General features: G+C 64.7%; 16 protein-coding genes. 2 read left to right on the top strand and 14 right to left on the bottom strand.

What is annotated here, in order from left to right; genetic code table 11:
• Nucleotides 1-18 precede the first annotated feature (18 nt).
• Nucleotides 19-357 (bottom strand): LysM peptidoglycan-binding domain-containing protein, encoded by a 339-nt coding sequence (locus tag KTJ89_RS17130; protein WP_062244074.1) that lies wholly within the window; start codon nt 355-357, stop codon nt 19-21.
• A gap of 234 nt (nt 358-591) precedes the next feature.
• Between KTJ89_RS17130 and lexA the strand changes: the two genes are divergently transcribed.
• Nucleotides 592-1,347, top strand: a complete 756-nt coding sequence (gene lexA, locus KTJ89_RS17125; RefSeq protein ID WP_092012603.1) for a transcriptional repressor LexA — start codon at nt 592-594, stop codon at nt 1,345-1,347.
• A gap of 66 nt (nt 1,348-1,413) precedes the next feature.
• On the opposite strand, the gene KTJ89_RS17120 is transcribed toward lexA, so the two are convergent.
• Both KTJ89_RS17120 and hflX read right to left on the bottom strand, forming a co-directional pair.
• On the bottom strand, nt 1,414-3,384 hold the full coding sequence (locus tag KTJ89_RS17120; RefSeq protein WP_259358607.1) for an ATP-dependent DNA helicase: 1,971 nt from the start codon (nt 3,382-3,384) through the stop codon (nt 1,414-1,416).
• The gene (gene hflX, locus KTJ89_RS17115) at nt 3,381-4,853 is read right to left on the bottom strand and encodes a GTPase HflX (RefSeq protein ID WP_259358606.1); all 1,473 of its coding nucleotides are present in this window, start codon (nt 4,851-4,853) and stop codon (nt 3,381-3,383) included. Before hflX ends, KTJ89_RS17120 begins: the two co-directional genes overlap by 4 nt.
• A gap of 129 nt (nt 4,854-4,982) precedes the next feature.
• Here hflX and KTJ89_RS17110 point away from each other — a divergent pair, with 129 nt between their 5' ends.
• Nucleotides 4,983-5,597 (top strand): class I SAM-dependent methyltransferase, encoded by a 615-nt coding sequence (locus KTJ89_RS17110; protein WP_259358605.1) that lies wholly within the window; start codon nt 4,983-4,985, stop codon nt 5,595-5,597.
• 2 nt (nt 5,598-5,599) lie between these two features.
• Here KTJ89_RS17110 and dapF read toward each other — a convergent pair whose 3' ends face one another.
• The 11 genes from dapF to pgsA form a co-directional block, all read right to left on the bottom strand.
• Nucleotides 5,600-6,589: a diaminopimelate epimerase gene (gene dapF / locus KTJ89_RS17105; RefSeq protein ID WP_259358604.1), complete on the bottom strand. Its 990-nt coding sequence runs from the start codon at nt 6,587-6,589 to the stop codon at nt 5,600-5,602.
• 75 nt (nt 6,590-6,664) lie between these two features.
• On the bottom strand, nt 6,665-7,585 hold the full coding sequence (gene miaA / locus KTJ89_RS17100) for a tRNA (adenosine(37)-N6)-dimethylallyltransferase MiaA (RefSeq protein ID WP_259358603.1): 921 nt from the start codon (nt 7,583-7,585) through the stop codon (nt 6,665-6,667).
• Between the two features lie 6 nt (nt 7,586-7,591).
• The gene (locus KTJ89_RS17095) at nt 7,592-8,257 is read right to left on the bottom strand and encodes a hypothetical protein (protein WP_259358602.1); all 666 of its coding nucleotides are present in this window, start codon (nt 8,255-8,257) and stop codon (nt 7,592-7,594) included.
• Between the two features lies 1 nt (nt 8,258).
• Nucleotides 8,259-9,755: a tRNA (N6-isopentenyl adenosine(37)-C2)-methylthiotransferase MiaB gene (gene miaB / locus KTJ89_RS17090; protein WP_259358601.1), complete on the bottom strand. Its 1,497-nt coding sequence runs from the start codon at nt 9,753-9,755 to the stop codon at nt 8,259-8,261.
• Nucleotides 9,756-9,790: 35 nt separating this feature from the next.
• Complete coding sequence (locus KTJ89_RS17085) at nt 9,791-10,750, bottom strand: regulatory protein RecX (RefSeq protein ID WP_259358600.1); 960 nt, start codon at nt 10,748-10,750, stop codon at nt 9,791-9,793.
• Entirely contained in the window at nt 10,731-11,822 is a 1,092-nt protein-coding gene (recA, locus tag KTJ89_RS17080) for a recombinase RecA (protein WP_139908395.1), read from the bottom strand. The genes KTJ89_RS17085 and recA overlap by 20 nt, the downstream gene beginning before the upstream one ends.
• A gap of 191 nt (nt 11,823-12,013) precedes the next feature.
• Nucleotides 12,014-12,421: a VOC family protein gene (locus tag KTJ89_RS17075; RefSeq protein ID WP_259358599.1), complete on the bottom strand. Its 408-nt coding sequence runs from the start codon at nt 12,419-12,421 to the stop codon at nt 12,014-12,016.
• A 120-nt stretch (nt 12,422-12,541) separates the two neighbouring features.
• Complete coding sequence (locus KTJ89_RS17070) at nt 12,542-12,769, bottom strand: DUF3046 domain-containing protein (RefSeq protein WP_139470110.1); 228 nt, start codon at nt 12,767-12,769, stop codon at nt 12,542-12,544.
• Nucleotides 12,769-13,098, bottom strand: coding sequence for a helix-turn-helix domain-containing protein (locus tag KTJ89_RS17065; RefSeq protein WP_098731348.1), 330 nt, complete (start codon nt 13,096-13,098; stop codon nt 12,769-12,771). The genes KTJ89_RS17070 and KTJ89_RS17065 overlap by 1 nt, the downstream gene beginning before the upstream one ends.
• A 177-nt stretch (nt 13,099-13,275) precedes the next feature.
• Nucleotides 13,276-13,818, bottom strand: a complete 543-nt coding sequence (locus tag KTJ89_RS17060) for a CinA family protein (RefSeq protein WP_374990293.1) — start codon at nt 13,816-13,818, stop codon at nt 13,276-13,278.
• Complete coding sequence (gene pgsA, locus KTJ89_RS17055; RefSeq protein ID WP_172174408.1) at nt 13,811-14,479, bottom strand: CDP-diacylglycerol--glycerol-3-phosphate 3-phosphatidyltransferase; 669 nt, start codon at nt 14,477-14,479, stop codon at nt 13,811-13,813. The genes KTJ89_RS17060 and pgsA overlap by 8 nt, the downstream gene beginning before the upstream one ends.
• Nucleotides 14,480-14,587: the final 108 nt, after the last annotated feature.

The following is a 14,587-nucleotide window of genomic DNA, read 5'->3' as shown; positions in this document are numbered from 1 at the left end:
GTCGAGCAGGGTTCGACCTCAGCGGACGGGGACGTCGAGGGTCTGTCCCGGGTGAACCGTCGGGGTGTCCAGGTGGTTGATCTCGACGATATCGGCAACGACATCGCGGGTGTCGCGGTCGATGCCGAGATTCGAAGCCACGGTCCACAGCGATTCGCCCTCACCGACGACGACTGACTCGGCGTCGATGCCGATGCTCTCCGTCTCCGATTCGGCGACAGCAGCGGCCGAGAACGACTGGGTGGCGAGGAGGACCGCCCCGCCGATGACGACGAGAGCGACGAGCAGGGTCCGGAGAAGGCGCACAGCCTGGCGTCCACGAGGGGTCAGGTGCAGCTCGGTGTTCTGTGCAGACATCGCATTACCTCTTTCATTCGTACGATTCCACCAGTAATCGGTAGAACGTCTGTTCTATTCAACATGCCAATCGAACAAATGTCCAGTCCAACTCGAACATCTATGCGACAATGAGAGGGAACCAGCGTTGTTGATTGATCTGTCAGAACCATCTCAGTCGGCACTGACACGAGAATTTCCGAAGCGGAGATCACGGCGTTCAGCGGCTGGGAATAGAACGAAGGGGAACGAGCAATGGTTCAGAACAAACGAGGCAGAGGCAGGCCTCGCAACGAAGATGTTGCCAGCGAGATCGCTGCCGCTCGCACCGATGACGACGTCGTGCAGATCCCTGAGGGATCATCCGGTGAGGGCGACTTCCGCCTCACTCCCCGTCAGCGCCTCGTGCTCGAAACCATCGAACGCGCGGTCGTGACCAACGGCTACCCGCCGAGCATGCGCGAGATCGGCAAGGCCGCCGGGCTGGCCTCGCTCTCCAGCGTCGCCCACCAGCTCTCCCAGCTCGAACGCCTCGGCTATGTCCGCCGCGACCCGAAGCGCCCACGTGCCATCGAAGTGGTCAATCCGTTCGAAGAGGAAGAGGCCGAGCGCGCGAAGTACGAGGAGCTGGCCAACAACACCGTGCAGGTGCCGGTCGTCGGACGCATCGCCGCCGGTGGTCCGATCCTGGCCGAACAGGAAGTCGACGATGTCTTCTCCCTGCCGACCCAGGTCGTCGGTTCTGGTGAGATGTTCCTGCTCAAGGTCGTCGGCGATTCGATGATCGAAGCCGCCATCTGCCACGACGACTGGGTGGTCGTGCGCAAGCAGCACACCGCTGACAACGGTCAGATCGTCGCCGCCCTCCTCGACGGCGAGGCCACCGTGAAGACCCTCAAACGCAAGGCCGGTCAGCAGTGGCTGATGCCGCAGAACGAGAACTACGAACCCATCGACGGCACCTACGCGCAGATCATGGGCCTCGTCGTCGCCGTCATCCGCCGCCTCTGACCCTCTGTCGGCTCTCCGCAGTCTGAACACGAAGGCCCGCGACCGATTCGGTCGCGGGCCTTTGTGTCATCCTTCGTCGGTTTCGGCCAGCCTCGCCAGGCTCTTGCGGACGAGATCGGAATTCGTCGTCGGCCACATCCTCGGCATCGAATTGACGAGGAACCCGGCATACCGGGCCGAGCGCAGCCGCGAGTCGAGCACGGCCACCACTCCCCTGTCCTTGGTCGACCGGATGAGTCGTCCGGCTCCCTGAGCCAGACGCAGGGCAGCATGCGTGGCCGACACGGCCATGAATCCGTTGACTCCCCGCTGGTCGGCATCGCGTGCCCGCGCCTGCATGAGCGGGTCGTCCGGACGTGGGAACGGCAGACGGTCGATGATGACCAGGCGGTTCGTCCGTCCCGGCACGTCGACTCCCTGCCACAGGGACATGGTTCCGAACAGGCAGGTCTGATCATCGGCGGTGAACTGAGAGACCAGCGCCGGCAGGCCGTCATCGCCTTGGAGCAGGATCGGGAAGTCGAACTTCGTCCGCAGGTGTTCGGCTGCCGCGTTTGCGGCCGCCCGGGAGGAGAACAGCCCCAAGGCACCGCCGTTCGAGGACTCGACGAGTTCCTCGAGTTCGGTCAGCGCTTCCTCGCTCAGTCCGCTGCGTCCGGGTTTGGGCAGGTGGGAGGCGACATAGAGGATTCCCTGTTTGCCGTAGTCGAAGGGAGATCCGACATCGAGACTGTCCCATTTCGGGGCGTCGGGTCCGAAGAGTCCCAACGAGGCGGCCACCGCGTCGAAGTTCCCACCCAGGGACAGGGTCGCCGAGGTGGCCACGACCGTGGATTCTTCGAAGATGCCGTTGCGCATGGTCCCGGCCACGCTCAAGGGCGCGACGACGAGATTCGTCGTCTCCTTCTCCCGGAAGGTCGAGCGCGACAGCCAGATGACGTCGTTCTTGCCCGGGTCACAGAAGCGTTCGGCGAGTTCGAAGATCTCCTGGCAGCGCGCCTTGGCCATCTGCCGGCCGGCATCGGCGTCCTCGGTCTTGCCGCCGATGTCGTTGATGATCTGACGGGCGGAGTCGCGGATCTGTGCCAGGGCCAGTCCGAGCGCCTCGCTCATGTGGAGGATGAGCCCCTCGGGTACCGAGGTCTGCGCACGTTCGAGTGCTGCCGCGGCGGAATCGAGCAGAGACACGACCCCGTCCTGGACGGTGGTGTGTTTGCGTACGGAACTCGTCGCGGCCGAAAGCATGCTCGTGTTGATCTGCCCGGACAGGGCGCTCGTCACTCGGTCCTTGAGCTCATGGGCCTCGTCGATGATGATGACATCGTGTTCGGGCAGCACGTTCGATTCCCCGAAGGCGTCGATGGCCAACAGGGCATGGTTCGTCACGACGATATCGGCTTCGGCGGCCTTGTTCCGGGCGATTTCGGCGAAGCATTCGGTGAACAGCGGACAGTTCGATCCGAGGCAGTCGAAGGCGTTGACGGACACCTGTGACCAGGCACGATCGCTGACGCCGGGCAGGAGATCGTCCCGGTCGCCGGTGTCGGTGGTCTTCTCCCAGGTGCGGATCCGCTGGATCTCCTCCCCCAGGCCGGAGCGTTCTGTGGGTTTGCGTCCCGCCTCGGCGTCGGCACCGAGGTCGAAGAGCATGCCCTCGCCCTCGTCGGGGTACCCGCCGGCGAGCTTGTGCTTGCACACATAGTTCCGGCGCCCCTTGAGCAGTGCGGCCCGGGGCAGCGGATCGAGGTCCTTCTTCACGGCCTTGAACAGCCGAGGCAGATCGCGGTGGATGATCTGCGTCTGCAGAGCCAGGGTCGCCGTGGACACGACGACCTTCCCGCCGGTGCGGGTGACGTACTCGGCCGCCGGCACGAGGTAGGCCAGCGATTTGCCGGTGCCGGTTCCCGCCTGCACGAGCAGATGGATTCCCTTGTCCAGCGACGAGGCGACCGCCTGCGCCATCTCCTGCTGACCCTCACGTGGCGATCCGCCGATGGCGCCGACAGCGGATTCGAGGAGGGTGTCGACAGCCTTCACTCGTCGATGACCAGGTCCGGACGCTGGAATTCGCGCAGTTCGTCGACGAGTTCGGTCGGCACCTTGGCCTGCAGGCTGGTGCCCTCCGTGCCGTGCGATTCGTGTTCGACCGTGCCGAGGGCGTAGATCTTCGACACGAGGTCACCGCGTTCATAGGGAATGAGCACGGTCATGTCGATGTCCGGGACGGGAAGGCGGTTCTCGATGGCCTCGATGAGGTCATCGATTCCTTCCTTCGAGACCGCGGAGACGAACTGTGCATCGGGATACTCCGCGCGCAGGCCGGTGATCACGGCCTCCTCGGCGATATCAGCTTTGTTGAACACAAGGAGTTCGGGGATGTCCCCGGTCTCGACATCTTTGAGGACGTCGCGCACGGCCTGGATCTGACCGTGCGGATCCGGGTGGGAGGCATCGACGACGTGGAGGAGCAGATCCGAACCGGCGGCCTCCTCCAGGGTCGAGCGGAAGGCCTCGACGAGCTGGTGGGGCAGGTTGCGGACGAACCCGACGGTGTCCGTGTAGGTGAACACGAGGCCGTCGGCGGTCTTGGCCTGCCGGACGGTCGGGTCGAGGGTGGCGAACAGGGCGTTCTGCACCATCACCTCGGCGTCGGTGAGCAGGTTGAGCAGGGAGGACTTGCCCGCGTTCGTGTAGCCGACGATCGCGACGGAAGGCACGTGGTGGCGGGCGCGGTTCTTCCGCTTGGTCTCGCGGGAGGGCGCCATGGCGTTGATCTCGCGACGCAGCTTCGACATGCGCGTACGGATGCGGCGACGATCGAGTTCGATCTTCGTCTCACCGGGTCCGCGGGAGCCGATTCCGGCACCGCCGGCGACACGGCCGCCGGCCTGACGGGACAGCGATTCACCCCAACCGCGCAGTCGCGGCAGCAGGTATTCGAGTTGGGCGAGTTCGACTTGGGCCTTGCCTTCGCGGGATTTCGCGTGCTGGGCGAAGATGTCGAGGATGAGCGCGACGCGGTCGACGACCTTGACCTTGATGACGTCCTCGAGTCCGCGCCTCTGGCTGGGGGCGAGTTCGGAGTCGATGATCACGGTGTCGGCGCCGACGGAGGCGACGACCTCGGCGAGTTCGGCGGCTTTGCCCTTGCCGAGGTAGGTGCCTGGGTCCGGCTTGTCGCGACGCTGGATAAGTGCGTCGAGGACTTCGGATCCGGCGGTTTCGGCGAGTGCGGCGAGTTCGCGGATCGAGTTCTCGGCTTCGGCCTGGGTGGTGTTCCAGATGCCGGCGAGGACGACGCGTTCGAGGCGGACCTGACGGTATTCGACCTCGGTGATGTCTTCGAGCTCGGTGGAGAGTCCGGCGACGCGGGTGAGTGCGGCGCGCTCGGCGAGGTCGAACTGGTCATCGCCCGGGGTGGTGTCGTGATCGTCGAGGGCTTGGGCGCCTCGGGAGAGCACACGGTCGAGCATCGCGTTGCGACGCTCCTTGTCTTCAGACGTCATTCATTCCTTTGTTCTCTGCCGCCCGCACGGGACTTCTCGTGCGGACGTCGTCATGCTTGCCACCGGTCGCGGCGATTCGCACCGACGGTGGTGTCCATCAATTCTCCCACAGCCGTCTAGACTGAAACGGTGTCAGAGCACTATTTCACCGAATCGCCGAGCAGCGAGGCCAAGTCGCGGGTACTCGACCTCGATCTGGCCGGCCGCGCCGTCACCGTCGAAACCGTATCCGGCACGTTCTCGCCCACTCGCCTCGACCTCGGCACGGCTGTGCTGCTGCGGCATCTGCCTCAGCCGCCGGCCGGCGATATCCTCGATCTCGGGTGCGGTTGGGGTCCGATCGCCCTGCACACGGCCTTGGATGCCCAGGACGCCGAGGTGGATGTGCGAGTATGGGCACTCGACGTCAACTCCCGGTCCCTGGAGACCACCGCGGCGAATGCGCGCAGGCTCGGCCTCGATACGATCAACACCGTCACCGCCGCGGATGTTCCCGCCGACCTGCAGTTCGAAGCGATCCGGTCGAATCCGCCGATCCGCATCGGCAAGGAAGCGCTGCACGAACTCTTGGAGACCTGGCTGCCGCGTCTGGCGCCGGGCGGCCGCGCCGATCTCGTCGTATCGAAGAACCTCGGCGCCGATTCTCTGCAGAAGTGGATCGCCGGGATGCTTGGTGACGGGTTCGAGGTCGTGCGCACCGGATCGTCGAAGGGTTTCCGCGTGCTCACGGTCGAGCGCGACTGAGTTCAGCTGATCGTGCCGCTGGCGACGAGGACGGCTGGGCCGGCGAGGCTGACGCGTCCGCTCGTGCCCTCGGCGTTGGGTTCGATCTCGATACGCAGCTGACCGCCGGGCACGTCGACTCTCCACTGCAGAGGCGACTTCTCACCGGCCCAGTGGTGGGCTGCGATCGCTGCCGCGCAGGCTCCGGTTCCGCAGGAGCGGGTCTCACCGACGCCGCGTTCGAACACGCGCATGCGCAGGGCGCCTTCTCCCCCGGCCACATCGGATCGGGCCGGTTCCATGACGATGTATTCCACATTGGATCCCTGCGCCGGGACGGGGTCGAGGACGGGTGCATCGCGCAGTTCGGCTGCGGCGAGTTCGGCGTTCTCGGCCAGGGCGACGACGGTGTGCGGGTTGCCGGTGGATACGCGCAGTCCGGGACGGGCGACGTCGATGCCGCCGGTGGTCACGAGTACGCTGCTCGCGGGGTCGAGTGACCATTCGCCCATGTCGATGGTGTACCAGGCGTCGCTGGCGGATCCGGGTCCGGCTGTACCGGTGTCGACGACGTCGTCTCCGGTTTGGACGCCGAGGGCGGGATTGAGGGTGGTGCGCACGGCTTTGATGCCGTCACGGGTGCCGACGAGGATCTCGCGGGCATCGGCGGGGACGCGACCGCTGGTCAGGAGTGCGTGGGCGAAGACGCGAACTCCGTTGCCGCACATCTCGGAGAGGCTGCCGTCGTTGTTGTAGTAGTCCATGAACCATTCGGCACCGGCTTCGGCCTGTTCGGCGGCTCCGGGGATGCCGCTGGCTGCGGAGCGGACGATGCGGATGATGCCGTCGGCGCCGAGTCCGGCCCGTCGATCGGCCAGGGTGGCGACGGTTTCGGGATGCATCTCCAGTGTGCTGTCGTCGTCGGAGAGCAGAACGAAGTCGTTCTGGGTGCCGTGCCCCTTGACGAAGCTGACATCGGTCCAAGCGGCGAACGGGGTATCCGGAGTGCTCATGGCTCCATCCTATCTGTGAGCGTCCAGTCGGGTCTTCAGTGCCCGTTCAGGACGTCGAGTGCAGTCGCCACTTCATCAGCGATCATTCAGCACATCGAGTGCAGTCGCCAGATTCTGTTCGGCGTCGGCGGCGCTGCCGTCGATCCAGCGGATGCGCGGGTCGCGACGGAACCAGGTGTCCTGTCGGCGTGCGAACTGCCGGGTGCGGATCGTCGTCTCTTCCTTCGCCTCGGCGGCGGTGAGCTCTCCGTCCAGATGGCGTTGGATCTGTGCGTATCCGATGGCACGTGATGCTGTCTTGCCTTCGGCCAGCCCAACGCCGAGCAGACGCGTCACTTCGTCGACCCATCCGTGCTCCCACATGAGGTCGACGCGGGTGGCGATGCGCTTGTGCAGAATGGCCCGGTCCATGCTCAAGCCCAGGTGGATGGTCGGTTCGATCTCCTGGTAGTCCGGCAGTTGGGCGCTGAAGGGACGTCCCGTGAGTTCGATGACTTCGAGCGCTCGTGCGATACGTCGTTGGTCGTTGACGGTGATCTTCTCGGCCGCTTTCGGGTCGAGTTCGCGCAGCTTCTGATGCAGCATCCACCGGTCTGTTGCGACCTCGGCCTCGAGGCGAGCCCGCACCTCGGAGTCGGTGCCGGGAAACTCCATATGATCGACCGCGGCACGAACGTAGAGCCCGGACCCGCCGACGAGGATCGGCCGCAGACCGCGCTCCCGTATGTCCGCAATTGCTGCCCGCGCACGTGCCTGGAAGTCCTGCACGTTCGCTTCTTCGGTGACGTCGAGGATGTCGATGAGGTGATGCGGAATCCCCCGACGCTCATCGATCGGCAGCTTCGCCGTGCCGATGTCCATCCCTCGGTAGAACTGCATCGAATCCGTGTTGATGATCTCCCCGCCGAGGCGGTCGGCCAGATCCAGCGCAAGGTCCGATTTCCCGGTGGCGGTGGCTCCGACGACGGTGATGATCGGCGAAGTGTCCTCAGCCATCGGCGATCACTCCCAGAGTCCGGTGCCGCAGAGTGTCCGGACTTCGTGGACACGTTCGTCGATGACCGATTCCAGAGACGAGAAACGTGCACCCTGGTCGACGGCGTGGCGGATACCAGCAGCCAGCACACTGAGGTTGGCAGCCATGGTCTCGGCTTGGTCGCAGAGGTCGAGCAGTCTTTCGGTGTCGATCGACGTCCCGGAGGTGAGTGTCTCGACGACGGCATGATCGAATTCCGGAGCGCCGTCGATCGGGGCCAGGGGTGCGTCCTCTGTTGCAGCTCCGGACAGGTCGATGGGGAGCAGAAGGTGCTCGCTCGATCCGAGCGGGCCGATGTCGACGCCTGCGGCGTGAGCGTGAAGGATCGCGACGATGACGGCGGGGTCGGCCGCCTCGGCGAGTCTGCGTTCATCCATCGTCAGGGTATCAACGGTTTCGACCCAGTCGGTCCCGGACAGCAGCCGACCGGTGCGAGTATCGACGCCGCGATCGATTCCCCAGCCGCCGAGCCCGGCCACGGGTGGCAAGGTCTCGATGGGCAGGGCCCAATCGGTCTGCGTACTCACGGTATCGCGGGCGGCAGTCCGCAGTTCGGCCATTCGCGCCGTCTCGCTGCGGTCGATGTTCTCGAGCAGCACGGGGGCTGCCGGGATGATGGCGAAGGCGCCCATCTCAGCCGCGGGGGCGGATGGTCGGCATGCCGAGGTTCGTTGCACCGGCGGCGCCCTGTCCGGGGCTCGGTGCGCCGCAGCTGTCGGCCTGAGCCCGGTCGTAGGCGTCACCGGCTCGAGACGGGCGTACGGAGAATCCGGAGTCGGCGAGGAGGAAGTAGGGTTTCGCCTCGGTGACGGTGGCGGTGACGAAATCACCGGGTCGCGGCATCTGGGCGCCTTCGGGGATTCCGACGTGGACGAGGCGGTTGTCTTCGGCGCGACCGCTCAGTCGTGGGGAATCGTCGTGGGGCAGCTTGGTCACGAGTACCTCGACCTCACGGCCGATCTGGGCTTTGTTCTCGTCCCAGGCGATCTCGTCCTGGAGTGCGGTGAGGCGTTCGAACCGCTCCTGCACGACATCCTTCGGCACCTGGTTGTCCATCGTGGCTGCCGGTGTGCCGGGGCGGATGGAGTACTGGAAGGTGAAGGCCTGGGTGAAGCGGGCACGGCGGACGATGTCCATCGTCCCTTGGAAGTCCTCTTCGGTCTCTCCGGGAAAGCCGACGATGATGTCGGTGGTGATGGCCGCGTGCGGGATGCGTTCGCGCACTGAGTCGAGGATGTTCATGAACCGTTTGGTCCGGTAGGACCGCCGCATTGATTTGAGGATCGTGTCCGAACCGGACTGCAGCGGCATGTGCAGCTGCGGCATGACGGTCGGGGTCTCGGCCATGGCGTCGATGACGTCGTCGGAGAAGGCGGCCGGGTGCGGGCTGGTGAAGCGGACCCGTTCGATTCCGTCGACGTTGCCGACGGCGCGCAGCAGTTTCGCGAATGCGCCTTTGTCGCGGAATTCGGCGCCGTAGGAGTTGACGTTCTGGCCGAGCAGGGTGACTTCGACGACTCCGTCGGCGACGAGGGCTTCGACCTCGGCGAGGATGTCGCCAGGGCGGCGGTCCTTCTCTTTGCCGCGCAGGCTGGGCACGATGCAGAAGGTGCACGTGTTGTTGCAGCCGACCGAGATCGATACCCATCCGGAGTGCTGGGATTCGCGGCGGCTGGGCAGGGTGGAGGGGAAGATGTCGAGGCTTTCGAGGATCTCGACCTGGGCTTCCTCGTTGTGGCGGGCGCGTTCGAGCAGCGCCGGCAGGGATCCCATGTTGTGGGTGCCGAAGACCACGTCGACCCAGGGGGCCTTCTTCACGATCGTGTCCCGGTCTTTCTGTGCCATGCATCCGCCGACGGCGATCTGAAGGCCGGGGTGGTTCTCTTTGACCTTCGCGAGCTGGCCGAGGTTGCCGTAGAGGCGGTTGTCGGCGTTTTCGCGGACGGCGCAGGTGTTGAAGACGACGACGTCGGCCTGGTCGTCGGTGTTCGCCTGAACGTAGCCGGCATCGTCGAGCAGTCCGGACAGACGCTCGGAATCGTGCACGTTCATCTGACATCCGTAGGTCTTGACCTCGTAGCTGCGAGGGGTGGTTCCGGATGTCGTCGGGGATTCAATCAGTTCAGTCATGGCGCACCCATTCTAGCCGTTCCCCGGGAGCCGTTTCAGTCTTCGGCGAGCACTTCCCGTGTGACCTTGATGCAGATCGCCGAGGGGAAGCCGCGGCGGGCGAGCATGCCGAGGATTCGGCGCTCTCGCACGGCATACTCGAGACGCCGGGTGGAGGCGGCTTTCTTCTCGGCGACTTCGCGGGCGAGTTCTTCCTCGCCGTCGATGTCGGCCACTGCGTCGGCGGCCAGTTCGGGGCTGATGCCCTTCTTGCTCAGTTCGCGTTTGAGCACGGATCGGGAGAGTTTCCGGTTCTCGCGCTGTGCCCGTGCGAAGCGGTGGGCGAACTCTTCGTCGTTGAGCAGACGCGAGTTCTGCAGTTTCTCGATGAGGACATCGATCGCTTCGGGCATGAGGTCGCGTTTGAGGAGCTTCTTGCGCAGTTCGTCGCTGGAGTGATCACGCATGGCGAGCATGTTCATCGCCGTCTTCTTCGCCCGAGCGTAGTCCGCGTCGAAGTCGGGGGCGTCGTCTTCGTCGTCGTCGAAGCTCAGCCCGGGACCGGCAGCGAAGTCAGGCGCGGCATTGCCATCGCTCGCCAGGAAATCTGGACCATCATTCTCGGCTGCAAGGAAATCGGGGACGTCGATGAAATCCGGAGTCGAGTCGGTACCGCCTTCGACCCACCCGTTGTCCGGTTCCTTCTGCTGTCGCTTCCAGCCGCTGGAGTTCTTCTTGCGCTTCGAACCCGAGTTCTTTCGTTTGTCGGTTCGACCATTGCCACCGGTGACATCGTCGTCGTCGAGTCCGGAGAGGCCGGCGAAGGACCCGGCCTCTCCTTCGGCATGACGTTGGTCGATCTCCGAGATCGCACTGCGCAGCTGCGAGAGCGTCTCGGTCTGAGACGAATCGCTCCGACCCGAGTCCCCCGCACCGACCGTCTCGGTCGATGCGGCGGACTCGCGGCCCGGGAATTCGTCGTCGGTCGACGAGGCGTCAGGAGACTTCGACGTCATCCGTCTGTGCTTCTCCGGCCGCCTCGGCGCCTTCCTCGGGTTCGTCGACCTGGATCAGGCCGAGCTTGTGCTTGATCTTCAGCTCGATCTCTTCGGCCAGGCCCGGGTTGTCGCGGAGGAAGTTGCGGACGTTCTCCTTGCCCTGACCCAGCTGATCGCCGTCGTAGGTGAACCAGGATCCGGACTTGCGCACGATGCCGTTGTCGACGCCCATATCGATGAGGCTGCCTTCGCGGGAGATGCCGTGGCCGTAGAGGATGTCGAACTCGGCCTGCTTGAACGGCGGAGCGACCTTGTTCTTCACGATCTTCGCACGGGTCCGGTTGCCGACCGCGTCCTGACCTTCCTTGAGGGTCTCGATGCGGCGGACGTCGATGCGAACGGAGGCGTAGAACTTCAGCGCCTTACCGCCCGAGGTGGTCTCCGGGGAACCGAAGAAGACGCCGACCTTCTCACGCAGCTGGTTGATGAAGATCGCGGTGGTCTTCGACTGGGCGAGGGCACCGGTGATCTTACGCAGAGCCTGCGACATCAGGCGAGCCTGCAGGCCGACGTGGCTGTCGCCCATCTCGCCTTCGATTTCGGCCTTGGGCACAAGGGCCGCGACGGAGTCGATGACGATGATGTCGAGGGCACCGGAGCGGATGAGCATATCGGCGATCTCGAGTGCCTGCTCACCGGTGTCCGGCTGGGAGACGAGGAGCTGATCGGTGTCGACGCCGAGCTTCTTCGCATACTCGGGGTCGAGTGCGTGCTCGGCATCGATGAACCCGGCGATTCCGCCGGCCTTCTGAGCGTTCGCCACGGCGTGGAGAGCCACGGTCGTCTTACCGGAGGATTCCGGACCGTAGATCTCGACGACGCGACCGCGTGGCAGACCACCGATGCCCAGAGCGATGTCGAGTGCGACCGAACCGGTCGGGATGGAGGCGATGGGCTCACGCACACCGTCACCGAGGCGCATGATCGCGCCCTTGCCGTAGTTGCGATCGATCTGGCCCATTGCGGCTTCGAGTGCCTTCGACTTGTCTCCGCCGGTGGGAACCTGAAGGTTCTTGGGTGTACGTGCCATGACGTCTCCTCTTCGTTGCTTTTCCGTTGAGACCAAGGCTAGAAGATGGCACTGACATAACGACAGAGGAAGCGATTCCCCCGTGGATAACCAGCCACTCGTGGTCACAGGTCCCGTGATTCCTCACCAGGATAACCCACATGGGAACAGGTGTTCTATATATTCGGGTGTGTCGCGTGTCTCCGGGAGAGTCAGGCCTGGGCCAGGCCCAACTGCCAGGTGAGGCCGAACCGGTCTCCCACCCACCCGAATGGCCCGAATCCGTAGTCGTCGAGCGGCATGAACACAGTTCCGTCTGCGCTCAGTGCGGTGAAGATGCGCTCGAGTTCCGCGGCCGATTCGCAGTCGACCATGAGTGACACGCCGGGAGTGATGTCCCACTCGTGTGCGACGAAGCTGTCACTGAAGCGCAGTCTCTGTCCGGCAATCTCGATCTCGGACATGATGACCGTGCCCTCGGCGCCCGGACCGTCGGGACCATAGCGATTATCGAGGATCACTCGCCCGTCGGCGAATACCTCGAGGTAGGTCTCCATGGCCTCGGCGGCGCTCTGTCCACGACTGGGCTGGAAGGTGATGAACGGGACGGCCTGATTCATGCGGTCAGTCTACACTCGGCCGACACGGCGCCGACAGTAAAGACCAGCGCTGTTCCGAGCAGGCACAGCCACAGACGGTGCGAGGTAACTCCGATCCAGCAGAACGGCGTCGAGTCTCGGTCAGAACGGCGTCGAGCGCGGCTTTTCCTTGCCGAGACGCCGAGATTCGGGAACGCCCATGGAATCGCAGACGGCAGTCCAGATGTCGCGGGGTTCGACCCCGGCTTCGAACGCCTGAGCTGCGGTCCGCGAACCCAAGGAGCTCAAAGTGAGGTCGGTGTGCAGGGAGGCGGCGCGCGCCTCACCGAACTCCTCGTTCATGAGGATCCAGTACAGCGTGTGCCTCATCAGGGCTTGGCGGCCAGCCGCGGAGCAGAGTATCCCTCGGGGTGACCGAGGACCTTGTCCGAGAGCTCCTGCGGAATGGTGTCGGGGATCTGCACGCCTTCTTCGAGAGCGAAGCGATCGGACACAGACGACAGCAGTGCCGACAGCGGCAGGTCGAGTGCTTCGCAGATCGCCGACAGCAGCTCCGAGGAGGCTTCCTTCTGTCCGCGCTCGATTTCGCTGAGGTAGCCGAGCGAAACGCTGGCCCCGGTCGAGACATCGCGAAGGGTGCGTCCTTGACGACGGCGGGCGGAACGAAGTGCGTCGCCGATTTCGACTCTCAGTAACATAACGCGGCCCTCCCTTTGTCAGCGCGTCCCGTCAATGTAGTTCCAATAACTTTACAACCTGGCCGTGACACAGCACCAACCTGGTGCCCCGAGCGGATGGTATTGCCAGTCCATTCGAAGACTTTGGAGAATTTTCGTCCGATGGTCATCACCCGGTCAACCCCACAGCAGACGAACTTATTCCGTGGCGTCCTCGCCAGTATTCGACGCCTGCCCGGCCTCGGGCCCGAAGGCGAGTTCGCCGACGAATTCGTCGAGGTTGACGGCCATCGCCTGCACCGTCTGGCTGCGGATGGAATCGCGGTCGCCGGTGAACTCGTGTTCGAAGACCTTCGCCTTCCCGCCGAAGGCGATCGCCGTGTAGACGAGTCCGACCGGCTTGTCGTCCTGCGGATCGGGACCGGCGACTCCGGTGCAGGAGATCCCGATATCGGCGACGCACTGCACGGCCGCACCGACGGCCATCTGCGCGGCGACGACCGGGTCGATCGGTCCGGTCTCCTCGAGGTGGTCGGCATCGACTCCGGCCAGGCTCGCCTTGAGGTCGGTGGCGTAGGTGACCAGTCCCCCGCGCACCACGGCGGAGGCCCCCGGCACATCGACGAGTGAGGCGACGAAGCGTCCCCCGGTCAGCGACTCTGCCGACGCCAGCGAGATCCCCAATCGAGTACAGGTGGAGATGATGCGACGCGCGGTCGCCATCAGCTCGGACTCAGCCACGCTGCGCGTCCCCGCCGGTCTGCGTGCTCCCACCGCTCTTCGCGTCCTTGTACAGCTTCGCCGCCTGCACGCAGTAGTCGACGCCGGTGACGATGGTGACGACGATGGCCGCGGTCATGATGATCCAGGCGAAGACGAGGAGGATGACGTAGACGACGGAGGGCACCACGTCCGAGAGCGGGAAGACCAGCAGGAAAAGTCCGATCGCAGCGGTCTGCAGCACGGTCTTGATCTTGCCTCCGCGTGAGGCGGGCATGACGGCGATGCGGATCATGAAGAACCGCAGCACGGTGATGCCGAATTCGCGGACGAGGATGATCACGGGCACCCACCACGGCAGTTCGACGATGATCGCCAGACCGATGAGCGCGGCCGCCATGAGCGACTTGTCGGCGATGGGGTCGGCGATCTTGCCGAAGTTCGTGATGAGGTTGTTCCGCCTGGCCAGGTAGCCGTCGACGAAGTCGGTGAACATGGCCAGCAGGAACACGATGAGCGCCCACCAGCGCAGGGTCACATCGTTGCCGCCGTCTGCCAGCAGAAGCACGAGAAACAGGGGCACCATGAGGATGCGCAGCACCGTGAGTGCGTTCGGGACATTCCACGGACTCGGTTCCGCAGAGGGCTGTTGAGAGGCTCCGGCCTCGACTCGATCGTTCACGCATCCAGCCTATCGGAGTCAGCTGAGCAGATCATTCCAACCTGGACCATCTCAACGACAATCGCCGAGGCGGCGCACCGTCGGTACGGTGCGCCGCCTCGGCGAGGG

The organism is Brevibacterium sediminis, assembly GCF_024895295.1.
Taxonomy (GTDB): Bacteria; Actinomycetota; Actinomycetes; order Actinomycetales; family Brevibacteriaceae; genus Brevibacterium; species Brevibacterium sediminis.
Note: the sequence above shows the minus strand (reverse complement) of the source record. Positions and strands in the feature narration are given on the sequence as shown.

What these genes read in the sequence shown, in the direction of transcription:
- KTJ89_RS17065 (WP_098731348.1), bottom strand. Translation starts at nt 13,098, where the DNA reads ATGTTACTGAGAGTCGAAATCGGCGACGCACTTCGTTCCGCCCGCCGT.
- KTJ89_RS17070 (WP_139470110.1), bottom strand. Translation starts at nt 12,769, where the DNA reads ATGAGGCACACGCTGTACTGGATCCTCATGAACGAGGAGTTCGGTGAG.
- recA (WP_139908395.1), bottom strand. Translation starts at nt 11,822, where the DNA reads ATGGCACGTACACCCAAGAACCTTCAGGTTCCCACCGGCGGAGACAAG.
- KTJ89_RS17085 (WP_259358600.1), bottom strand. Translation starts at nt 10,750, where the DNA reads ATGACGTCGAAGTCTCCTGACGCCTCGTCGACCGACGACGAATTCCCG.
- miaB (WP_259358601.1), bottom strand. Translation starts at nt 9,755, where the DNA reads ATGACTGAACTGATTGAATCCCCGACGACATCCGGAACCACCCCTCGC.
- hflX (WP_259358606.1), bottom strand. Translation starts at nt 4,853, where the DNA reads ATGACGTCTGAAGACAAGGAGCGTCGCAACGCGATGCTCGACCGTGTG.
- dapF (WP_259358604.1), bottom strand. Translation starts at nt 6,589, where the DNA reads ATGAGCACTCCGGATACCCCGTTCGCCGCTTGGACCGATGTCAGCTTC.
- miaA (WP_259358603.1), bottom strand. Translation starts at nt 7,585, where the DNA reads ATGGCTGAGGACACTTCGCCGATCATCACCGTCGTCGGAGCCACCGCC.
- KTJ89_RS17130 (WP_062244074.1), bottom strand. Translation starts at nt 357, where the DNA reads ATGTCTGCACAGAACACCGAGCTGCACCTGACCCCTCGTGGACGCCAG.
- KTJ89_RS17095 (WP_259358602.1), bottom strand. Translation starts at nt 8,257, where the DNA reads ATGGGCGCCTTCGCCATCATCCCGGCAGCCCCCGTGCTGCTCGAGAAC.
- lexA (WP_092012603.1), top strand. Translation starts at nt 592, where the DNA reads ATGGTTCAGAACAAACGAGGCAGAGGCAGGCCTCGCAACGAAGATGTT.
- KTJ89_RS17075 (WP_259358599.1), bottom strand. Translation starts at nt 12,421, where the DNA reads ATGAATCAGGCCGTCCCGTTCATCACCTTCCAGCCCAGTCGTGGACAG.